Below are 10783 nucleotides of genomic sequence, written 5' to 3' on the forward strand. Positions count from 1 at the left end.
GATCGAAACCGGATTGAGGTCCTACGCGGAGGACCTCAAAATGAAACGACAATCGATCTGGAAGCGGTACGGCTTCGCTTGGGTGACGGGCGCCCTCTTCGTCATCACCCTGTCAGGCCATTGGATCTTTGGCTGGTTTGCTTACGTCAACGAGCAGCATTCGCTTCAACAACCGGTCGAATTCGGCGCCTACACCATCCAAATGATGCGGGACACTTTGGAGAATTGGCAGTCCGAGTTCCTGCAGCTGATCTGGCAGGTTGCCGGCCTTGCCATCCTGCTGCACGTTGGCTCGCCGCAGTCCAAGGAAGGCGACGATCGGATGGAAGCAAAGATCGACGCCATCCTGCTGGCAGTCGATCCGAAAAAAGCTGATGATCTCCTCAAGAAAATCGACGACGAATACGAAGGCCGTCACACCGACACACGCTTCGTTCGACTCCTGAAGGCGAACATCAAGCACTAACATGGAAGGCCAGCGTCGACCCGGGCTGGTTCGTCACCTCTCCCGACACGAGAACGCGATGAAGAGTTTTTGAGCCCTCTGGTTTCGCCTGCGTCACAGCATAGCAAGTTCATTGATCTGTCACGGAACGCGGGTTCGCGCCCATTCATTGTCCCTGCATGCAATGGAGAGCGAGATGAAATCCGCACCCGAAACAGGGCCTCGGCCAAAAAGCCTGATCGCCGTGATCGTCGTCGGCCTGGTTGGTGTCTCGCTACTTGTCTTACTATCCTTCTCCGGTCTTCCCGGTCTCAAGGACACGAGAACCGGCACGGTTCATGGCCAGAACATCGTCGGCAAAACCGGCTCCGATTAGAGCGATCTGCCAATGCCGCGGATCTATCCTAGACACGATTGTTCCGAAGCCCCAGCTTGGCGGTCCTGGCGCGGATGGCGCCGACCGTCCGCTTCATTTCCAACGCAATGGCCCTCGGCGGCTTGCCGCTGCCGATCAGGGCACGCAATAGCGCATCGTCTTCCGCTGTCCATTCAGCGCCGCTGAGTTGAAAACGTTCTTCGCGGCTCGTTTCCGCCGCAGGCGGCGCAAATCGCGCCCAGCCGAGCGTCTCCTGGAAAATGACGACTAAGGCGATCCAGAGAACGATGGCCCGCCCTTCGGACAAGGCCGCCGATTTGAGGTGTCCCGCGCTGAGCGCCGCCGGCCGCAAGGTGTCCAGCGCGGGCCAGATGTCTCCCGCGGCCGAGCTGACGAAATAGACGTACAGCGACACGAAGGGACCCGCGGCCACGGCGCCAATACCCGCGACCAGCCAAAGCGGCAGCTTTCGCCCGGCTCTCCTGCTCACCAATTGGGTGACCAGACCGCTCAGCCACCAGGGCACGACAGCGAGCGCGAGAACATAGATCGCCGCGCCGGCGCCTCCCATGATGGCCGCATACGGCCCGAGAACGGCCGAAAGCATCGCCAGCACGATCGGGACACCGCCGAAGAAGACGAGATCAATCGAAGCCTGTTTCGACAGGCGCAACTGCGCAACCAATTCCATCCCATCGCTCCGTTCGCATCCAACCGCATCCGTCATAGTGCGAGAGATGGAACGGAGCAACGTGTGGCTGCATGATCCAGCCGTCTGGCCGTGCGGTCATTGACATCTCGGCGACGGATTTGTCGGTGGCGATCGGCGGATCACTGTCGCCGTGGTCAGGGCGGTCCTCAGACCCGTTCCATTGCCTGAAGTCGCGGCCGTCCCGCGGTGAGGTCGAGCGAGCGCCGCAATTGCACCTCTAGCTCATCCAGCAGGAAGAAGCTGACGTCATCGACAGAGCCGTGTCCCTTGGCGAAGGGTTGTTCGAGCAGCCGGACCAGATACAGGACGTAGACGAACATGTAGGTGATGAAGCCGAACAACAGGGCCGCAGCCGGATCGCCCTCCGTCTTCAAGAGGAGCAGCAGGACGATGATCGAGAAGACCAGCGTTTGCACCAGCACATGCACCGATGGGACAAATTCGACGCGCTGGATGGTGTAGATGCGCAACAGCGCCCTGCGGATCGCATCCTGATGGGTGCGCAGACGCACGACGAAATTCGCAGCCATGCCCATGCCTTCCAACCGGCCGAGGATAGGCGTCAGCTTGCCGAGTTCATGGAGCACGGGGGAAATGTTCTTGTGGTCGTAGGCACGGTCCAGACCTTCGCGCAGCTTTGCGATCACCCGGATCAGAATCAGCCGCGCTTCCCTGAGATTGAAGCGCTCGTTGGTCCGCGCGAAGCATTCCAGATCGCCGTCGATCGCTTCGATGGCGGTGCGCAGTGCCGTCGGAATCTGTTCGGCTTCCTTGTAGTCCTTGAGAATGCTCGACAGCAGGAAGCCGATGATGAAGATGGCGCCACCAATGCCGCTTGTCACCAGCCCGTTGAGGTCAAGGAACTCGAGTCCGAAATAGTGAACGACGGCCTTGGCGCCGCCGAGTAACAGGACGATGATGCCGACCGTGAAGAACAGGCGAATTTCTTCCGGAGGCTGAGTTCGGCGCCACCGAAAGGAAGATGAGAGGTAATTGAAGACGACAAAGAGCCAATGTCCTTTCCCTAGGGCGCGCAGAGCAGTGAAATTGTTGGAGACGAGCCACGCCCGAGCCGCCCGGCTCCAGATGCGTCTGGCCCAGATCATCATTAAGCCTGCAAATCGCTTCCCGTTCCGCCTGAGGCGGCGTCGGCGACATATCGCCACAATGGCAAGCTCACCAGCCAGGCAACAGCCGCGAATGTCGGGCTGTGTTCGCCTGAATGCCCGCTGCGGCATCAAAATATCCCGCTGATGGCCGCGACAATGAACGGCGCGGTCATCAGCAAGAGCGGCCACAGCCGGAACATCAGGCGGCGAGACTGCCGCCGGCGGCAATTTTCTTTTTCAGGGTCTCGCAGACGCTACGGACTTCGGACGTCATCAGTGAACAATCCTCGATCTGCAGGAAGTAGCGCTTGCCTTCCTCGCGGTAGTTCGCCGCCAGTTCCTTGATTTCCGACACCGTGGCATGAACGCCGGCCACCATCGCCTCACATTTCTTGGCGGCCTCAGCCAGTTCGGCACCGAGCGCTTCGATCTCCTTCACTGCCGCGTCGTATTCGCGGACCACGGCTTCGGCCGAGAGCTTGCCGACCTGATTGACGCCTTCTCTGTGCTCGACGTAGTCGGGCATCGGGCCTTCCGGTAACGGATGATCGTGACTTTCGGATACTTCTCGGATGACGGGCCCTCGCCGGGTTCTCTGGATAATATTGCCGATCTCTCCTTCGAGGTCATCAGCGTTGAGCAATGGAGAACGCGTGAGTATTTCTGTGCTTAAAGTCATCGACTAAGCTCCAAATGGTTACGCGGAGTAAGGAATTTATCACCGTCAAGAGCGGTGTCACCATTGTCCACAGCTCGCTATGTCATGATTCGGACATTGGAACCGGAATGATGGGAGGCGATAGTGGGTCGCCACAGTGCCACGCTGCGCAATTCTAGATAGCCGATCCGATCGACGCAGCCTATGTTTGAAGCCGAGTTAGTTCTGCTGCGTCACGACCACTCAAACTTCATCGTGAGGAGCCCGCGAGAAGCGGGCGTCTCCGCAGTAGGCCCAGGCCTAATGGTTCTCCCGGCGATGCGAAGCATCGGCCGGAGACGCGCGGAGCCTGTCATCGGGCCGTGCTACGCGCGGACCCGGTGGCGCTCCTCACTATGAGGGGCTTATGAACACCGTAGAGCTAGCCTCGCTTGCGCCGCCGCCAGTCCCGCTTCTTCGGCTTCGGCGCGAGTTCCGGCATTTCCGCCTGTACCTGCCGATAGCGAGCCAGCATGCGCTCGAAGCTGGCCTCGAGCGCCTCCGCAATCTCCGGGCGCTTCTCGAGAGCGGCCAGTACCAGGCCAGCGGCTTCGATGGTCGAGAGGCCGTCGCGGCGCGGCTCGCGGCGCAACTGGCCGTAACGCGACCGGCGCTTCGGGCCCAGAATCACCCGCTGGCACTTCAGCATCCATGCATTGCGCCACCACAGCGCCTTGGCCTGGCTCCAGGTGCCGTCGAGCAGCACGATGCCTTCGATGTCGGCGAGGATGGCGCGCTGATGCGGCTCGACTTCGCCCTTGCGGTTGATCGCGACAATCTCGGCGTCGGTATCGAGATCGGCGACCTTGGCGGAGCCGAGATAAAGCACCGCCCAGCGCGACGGATCATCGACCGGCCGTCCCAGCGCCTTAGAGAGGCTTGGCCAGGACAGGCCGATCTTGACGACCGCATCCTTGAAATGCATCGCCGTCAGCCGCGCGGTGCCGAGCGCCCTGTCCTGCTCCTGCGGATGCTGCAGGATCAGAAGCGAGATCCTGCTCTTGATCGGCGTAACGCTGTCGCAGATGCAAAGCGGTAGCGGCTTGCCGCAACGCGGACAGTCCGGAACCGCCTCCATGGTGGCGCCGGTCTGGGAGTTCGGTTGTTCTGACATCCGCCCGCTATACGCTTTCCGCAGGCAGTAATCCAACTATTCGGCGGGCGCTGCAACCGCGGCCGGCCGGCGGCGCTGCCGCAGCCGGTCGATCAGCAGATAGATGACCGGCGTCGTGTACAGTGTCAGGATTTGCGACACGAGCAGGCCACCGATGATGGTGATGCCGAGCGGCCGCCGCAGCTCGGTGCCGGGGCCGGTGGCGATGACCAGCGGAATGCCGGCGAACAGCGCCGCCATCGTCGTCATCAGAATGGGGCGGAATCGGGCGCGGCATGCTTCGAAGATCGCATCCGCCGACGACAGGCCGCGGTTGCGTTCAGCGTCGAGCGCGAAATCGACCATCATGATGCCGTTCTTCTTGACGATGCCGATCAGCAAAATGATGCCGACGAAGGCGATCACGGTCAGCGGCGTATTCGACACCTGCAGCGCCAACAGCGCCCCTAACCCTGCCGACGGCAAGGTAGAGATGATCGTGATCGGATGCGCCAGGCTCTCATAGAGCACACCGAGCACGATATACATCGCCACCAGCGCGCCCAGGATCAGAAGCGGCTGCCGCCCGCTGGTCCTGTTGAAGTCGCCGGCGTTGCCGTCGAAACTGCCGCGGATGCCTTCCGGCATGTGCAGTTCCTCGACCGCGCGCTGGATGTTCGAGGTCGCGACCTCCAGCGGCACGTCGGGCAGCAGATTGAACGAGACCGTGGTCGAGGGGAATGACTGCGAGTGATAGACCGCCAGCGGCGACAGGCCGCGCTGGTAGCGCACCACGGCCGATAGCGGCACCTGGGCATCGTTGGCGCCGGCTACGAAGATGCGATCGAGGTTGGACGGATCAGCCTGGAACTTCGGATCGATCTCCAGCACGATCATGTACTGGTTGCGCTGGGTGTAGATGATCGAAATCTGCCGCTGGGCGAATGCGTTGTTCAGGGCGTTGTCGATATCCTGAACGCGCACGCCGAGGCTGGAAGCGCTCTTGCGGTCGATCACGAGCGACAATTGCAGCCCGCCAGGATCGCGGTCGCTCGATATGTCGGTAATGCCCTCCACCGTCTCCATGCGCTTGGCGACCAGCGGCGCCCATTTCTGCAGGAGATCGAGGTTGGTGCTCGATAGCGTATACTGATAGTCGGAATCGCTCTGCCGGCCGCCGGTGCGGATGTCCTGGGCGGCGAACATGAACAAGCGGATGCCGGCCACCCGGTAGAGATTGCGCCGCAGGCGATCGATCACCTGCGCGGTCGATTGACCCGCCCGCTCCTCCGGCGGCTTCAAGCTGATGAACATGGTGCCGCGGTTGGAGCCGCCGCCGCCCGGACCGGCGGGGCCGCCGAGCGAAGAGCCGACGCCGGCCACCGCCGGATCGGCCATCACGATATCGGCCAGTTGCTGCTGCAGTCCGAGCATCGCCTGGAATGATGTATCGGGAGACGCACGCGTGGCGCCGATCACGAAGCCGCTGTCGTCGGTCGGAAAATAGCCCTTCGGGGTCTTGATGTAGAGCACAACCGTCAGCGCGATGGTCGCAAAGAACACGATCAGTGTCAGGAACGGAAAGCCCAGCACCGCCCGCAGCGTCCAAGTGTAGAAAGAAACGACGCGCGACAGCGTGCCCTCGACCAGGCGGTCGAACCAAGTGGCGCGATCCGACGTCGCCTCCTTGATATAGTGCGCGCAGATCATCGGCGTGATCGTGAGGGAGACCACGGTCGACACCACGATCGCGAAGGTCAATGTCAGCGAGAACTCGCGCAACAGCCGGCCGACGATCCCGTCCATGAAAATCAGCGGCGTAAACGCCGCAATCAGGGACAGGCTGATCGAGAGCACGGTAAAGCCGATCTGTTTGGCGCCCTCCAGCGCCGCCGGATACGGCGCCATGCCCTGTTCGAGATTCCGGTACATGTTCTCGATCATGACGATCGCATCGTCGACCACGAAGCCGACGGAAATCGCGAGCGCCATCAGCGACAGATTGTCGATCGAGAAGCCGGCCAGCCACATGCCAGCGCAGGTGCCGGCCAGCGCCAGCGGCACCGAGACGCCGGCGGCAATCGTCGGCGTCAGCCGTCGCAGGAAGGCGAATACCACGACCATCACCAGGAAGGCGGTCGCCAGCAGCGTATATTGCATGTCGAGCACGCTGGCGCGGATGGTGCCGGTGCGGTCGACCAGCGTCGAAATTTCCACCCCGCCGGGCAGCCACTGCTTCAGTTCGGGGAGCAGCGCCCTCACCCGATCGACGGTGTCGATCACGTTGGCGTCGCCCTGCTTGGTGATCTGGATCAGGACCGCCGGCTGTTTGTTGAACCAGGCGATCGAGCGGCTGTTGCGGACGGAGTCCTCGACATCGGCGACATCAGCGAGGCGAACGAAATTGCCGGCCGAGCTCTTGATGATGATGTCGCGGAATTCGGCCGCGGTGCGCATCTGCCTGTTGGTGGAAATCGTCTCGCTCTGCCGGCCGCCGTTGAAGATGCCGACGGGGCCGAGCGGATTGGCGTTGATGATCGCAAGCCGCACGTCGTCGGTCGCGATATCAGCGTTCGACAGCGCCACCGGATTGAGTGCGATGCGCACCGCCGGCTGGTCGGCGCCCGTGACATTGACTTCGCCAACACCGGGCACCTGCGAGATGCGCTGCGCGATCACGGTGTCGGCAACGTCGTACATCGCGCTTGTCGTCAGCGTCTTCGACGTCAACGCCAGCACGAACACCGGGGCGGCTGCAGGATTGGCCTTGCGGAATCGCGGTAGCGACGGCAGGTCGCTCGGCAGGTCCGCCAGCGACGCATTGATGGCCGCCTGCACGTCGCGCGCGGCGCGGTCGATGTTGCGGCCGATCGAGAATTGCAACTGGATGCTGGTCGAGCCGAGCGAGCTGGTCGAGGTGATCTGGTCGAGGCCCGCGATCTGGCCAAGCCGGCGCTCCAGCGGCGCGGCGACGGTCGCGGCCATGACCGAGGGGTCGGCGCCAGGCCGCGTGGCCGACACCCGGATCATCGGGAAATCGACATTGGGCACCGACGACACCGGCAGAAAGACATAGGCGACGATGCCGACCAGAAAGAGCCCGATCGCCAGCAGCGTGGTGCCAACCGGCCGGCGAATGAAGGGCTCCGAGATCGATGCCATCTATTGCATTCCCTCGGTGGCGCCGGCGACCGTTGGCCCAGGCGGCCCTGGGTCCGGCACGGCCTTCTCGATCTTGCGATTGATCCGATCGAGCGCCAGATAGATCACCGGCGTCGTATAGAGCGTCAGCAACTGGCTGAGCAGCAATCCGCCGATGATGGAGATGCCGAGAGGAAAGCGCAATTCGGCGCCGGTACCGCTCTCAATTGCCAGCGGCAGTGCGCCGAACAGCGCGGCCAGCGTCGTCATCATGATGGGGCGGAAGCGCAGCAGGCAGGCCTGCACGATGGCGTCCGCAGGCGACATGCCCTGATGCCGTTCGGCCTCGAGCGCGAAGTCGATCATCATGATCGCGTTTTTCTTGACGATACCCATCAAGAGAATGATGCCGATCAGGCCGATCACGGACAAATCCTGCCCGAACAGCATCAGCGCCAGGATGGCGCCGACGCCTGCGGATGGCAGCGTCGAGAGAATGGTGATCGGGTGAATGTAGCTCTCGTAGAGCACCCCTAGCACGATGTAGATGGTGACGATCGCGGCCAGAATGAGCCATGGCTGGCCGGCCAGCGATTTCGAGAACTCGGCCGCATCGCCCGCATAGACGCCGACAATGCTGCCGGGCATCCCGATCCTGGTCTCGATCTTCTTGACCGCCTCGACGGCATCGCCCAGCGCCTCGCCCGGCGCGAGGTTGAAGCTGAGTGACACCGCCGGAAACTGCGCCAGATGCGAAATCGCCAGCGGCGCGGTGGTGCGCGTCAGCGTCGCCACCGCCGACAGCGGCACCTGGGCGCCGGGCGCGCCGGCGATCGTGCTCGCCGCGCCTGGCAGATAGAGTTTCGACAGGATCGACGGATCGCGCTGGTACATCGGCATCGCCTCCAGCACCACGCGGTACTGGTTAGCCTGGCCGTAGATGGTCGAAATCTGCCGCTGCGCGAACGCGTCGTTGAGAGTGTCGTTGACCGCCTGGATGCTGACGCCAAGCTGGCCGGCGCGCTGGCGATCGATATTGAGCGCAGCGCGCAGGCCGCCTTCCTGCGCTTCCGACGAGACGTCGCGGAACAGCGGATCGCGGCGCATCTCGGCAACGAGCTTCTGCGACCATAGCGAGACCTGCGCCGCATCGGTGCCGGTCAGCGTATACTGGTATTGCGAGCGGCTCGACTGGGTCGAGATCTGCACATCCTGCACCGGCTGGAAATAGATGGTCATGCCGGGAATCGACGCCGTGCGCTGCTTCAGCCGGTCGACCACGACGGAAATGTCGTCGCGCCGCTCGCCGCGTGGCCGCAGCGTCATCACCAGACGCCCGACATTGGTAGTCGGATTGACCGAGCCCGCCCCGATCACCGAGACTACGCCGACCACATCAGGATCAGCCTGGATCGCGGCCGCCGCCGTCGCCTGACGGCTTTGCATCTCGGCAAACGATACGTCGGGGCCAGCCTCGGTCACCGCCGTGATCGACGCGGTATCCTGCAGCGGCAGGAAGCCCTTCGGCGCGATCACATACATGACGAGCGTCGCGCCGATGGTGGCGAACGTCACCAGAAGCGTCGCGCGTTGCCGCTGCAGCACCCACAGCAGCGTGCGATGGTAGAAGGCAACCATGCGGTCGATGAAGCGGCTGACCGCGGCAAGCCCGGGCACCGTCATCTCTTCCCCGATATGCTTGAGCAGCCGCGAACACATCATCGGCGTCAGCGTCAGCGACACGATCGCCGACGTCACCACCGCAATTGTCAGCGTCAGCGCGAATTCGCGGAACATGCGTCCGACCAGGCCGGACATGAACAGAAGCGGGATGAACACGGCAATCAGGGACACCGTCAGCGAAATCACGGTGAAGCCGATTTCGCTGGCGCCCTTCAGCGAGGCCTCCATCACGGATTCGCCGTTCTCCATATGGCGGACGATGTTCTCGATCATCACGATCGCGTCGTCGACGACGAAGCCGGTGCCGATCGTCAGCGCCATCAGCGACAGATTGTCGAGGCTAAAGCCGGAAAGATACATGATGCCGAAGCTCGTGATCAGCGACAGCGGCAGCGCCACGCCCGCGATCAGGGTCGCGCGGAGCGACCGCAGGAACAACAGCACCACCAGCGTGACCAGCACCACGGAAAGGATCAGCGTGAACTGCACGTCCCGCACCGAAGCGCGAATGGTGACCGTGCGGTCGGAGACGATCGTCAGGTTGACGCCGGCCGGGATCGCGCGCTGCACCTTGGGGATTTCGTCGCGGATCTGCCTGACGACTTCGATCACATTGGCGCCGGGTTGCCGCTGGATGTCGATGATCACGGCCGGCGTGCCTTGATACCAGCCGCCGGTGCGATCGTTCTCCAGCCCGTCGACGATGATCGCAACATCGCCGATCGTCACCGGCGAGCCGTTGCGATAGGCGATGATGATCGGCTTGTAGGCCTCTGCCGCCGCAATCTGGTCGTTGGCGGCGATGGTGTAGGCCTGCTGCGCGCCGTCGAGCGATCCCTTCGGCCCCGACACGTTGGCGCCGGCAATCGCGTTGCGCAAATCCTCCATCGAAATGCCGTAGGCGGCGAGCCGGGCCAGATCGGCCTGCACCCGCACCGCCGGCTTGAGCCCGCCGAGGATCGCGACGCGTCCGACGCCGGAAATCTGGCTGAGCCGCTGGCCGAGGATGGTGTCGGCGATGTCGCTCATCGCGCGCAGCGAAATCGTCTCCGACGTCAGCGCCAGTGTCAGGACCGGCGCGTCCGCGGGATTCACCTTGGCGTAGGTCGGCGGATACGGCAGGTTTCTCGGCAGGATTCCGGCGGCCGCGTTGATCGCCGCCTGCACGTCCTGGGTGGCGCCGTCGATATCGCGGTTGAGGTCGAACTGCAGCGAAATCTGGCTGACGCCGAACGATGAGGTCGACTGCATCGACGACAGCGACGGAATCTGCCCGAGCTGGCGCTCCAGCGGTGCCGTGATCAGGGACGCGACCACGTCTGGGCTCGCGCCAGGCAATTGCGTGGTCACCTGCACGGTCGGGAAATCGACCTGCGGCAACGCCGACACCGGCAGCGCCCAATAGCCGAGCGCACCGCCGATCATCAGCGCGATCCCGAGCAGCGAGGTCGCGATCGGCCGGCGGATGAACGGTTCGGAGACGCTCATGGTTGCGTCCTCACTTGCAACTTCATTTCAGGCGGAGCG

The 10783-nt window shown here is 63.0% G+C and carries 8 protein-coding genes; 2 read left to right on the top strand and 6 right to left on the bottom strand.

Features of this window, described 5'->3' with window-relative positions:
- Window positions 1-40 precede the first annotated feature (40 nt).
- Window positions 41-466 (top strand): DUF6766 family protein, encoded by a 426-nt coding sequence (locus HCN50_RS16815; protein WP_171710794.1) that lies wholly within the window; start codon window positions 41-43, stop codon window positions 464-466.
- A 175-nt stretch (window positions 467-641) separates the two neighbouring features.
- A complete protein-coding gene (locus tag HCN50_RS16820) occupies window positions 642-821 on the top strand; it encodes a hypothetical protein (protein WP_171710795.1) in 180 nt (59 codons plus the stop codon).
- A 28-nt stretch (window positions 822-849) separates the two neighbouring features.
- Here HCN50_RS16820 and HCN50_RS16825 read toward each other — a convergent pair whose 3' ends face one another.
- The 6 genes from HCN50_RS16825 to HCN50_RS16850 all read right to left on the bottom strand — a co-directional run bounded on the left by HCN50_RS16825 (window position 850) and on the right by HCN50_RS16850 (window position 10744).
- The gene (locus HCN50_RS16825; RefSeq protein WP_171710796.1) at window positions 850-1512 is read right to left on the bottom strand and encodes a hypothetical protein; all 663 of its coding nucleotides are present in this window, start codon (window positions 1510-1512) and stop codon (window positions 850-852) included.
- Between the two features lie 167 nt (window positions 1513-1679).
- The gene (locus HCN50_RS16830) at window positions 1680-2639 is read right to left on the bottom strand and encodes a hypothetical protein (RefSeq protein ID WP_235977040.1); all 960 of its coding nucleotides are present in this window, start codon (window positions 2637-2639) and stop codon (window positions 1680-1682) included.
- A 202-nt stretch (window positions 2640-2841) separates the two neighbouring features.
- Window positions 2842-3168: a hypothetical protein gene (locus HCN50_RS16835; protein WP_210264976.1), complete on the bottom strand. Its 327-nt coding sequence runs from the start codon at window positions 3166-3168 to the stop codon at window positions 2842-2844.
- A 553-nt stretch (window positions 3169-3721) separates the two neighbouring features.
- Window positions 3722-4453 carry a tRNA-uridine aminocarboxypropyltransferase gene (locus HCN50_RS16840; RefSeq protein ID WP_171710797.1) on the bottom strand — a complete coding sequence of 244 codons (732 nt, stop codon included), beginning with the start codon at window positions 4451-4453 and terminating at the stop codon, window positions 3722-3724.
- 36 nt (window positions 4454-4489) lie between these two features.
- Complete coding sequence (locus HCN50_RS16845) at window positions 4490-7594, bottom strand: efflux RND transporter permease subunit (RefSeq protein WP_171710798.1); 3105 nt, start codon at window positions 7592-7594, stop codon at window positions 4490-4492.
- Window positions 7595-10744, bottom strand: coding sequence for an efflux RND transporter permease subunit (locus tag HCN50_RS16850; RefSeq protein ID WP_171710799.1), 3150 nt, complete (start codon window positions 10742-10744; stop codon window positions 7595-7597).
- Window positions 10745-10783: the final 39 nt, after the last annotated feature.

The organism is Bradyrhizobium archetypum (assembly GCF_013114835.1).
GTDB classification, from domain to species: domain Bacteria; phylum Pseudomonadota; class Alphaproteobacteria; order Rhizobiales; family Xanthobacteraceae; genus Bradyrhizobium; species Bradyrhizobium archetypum.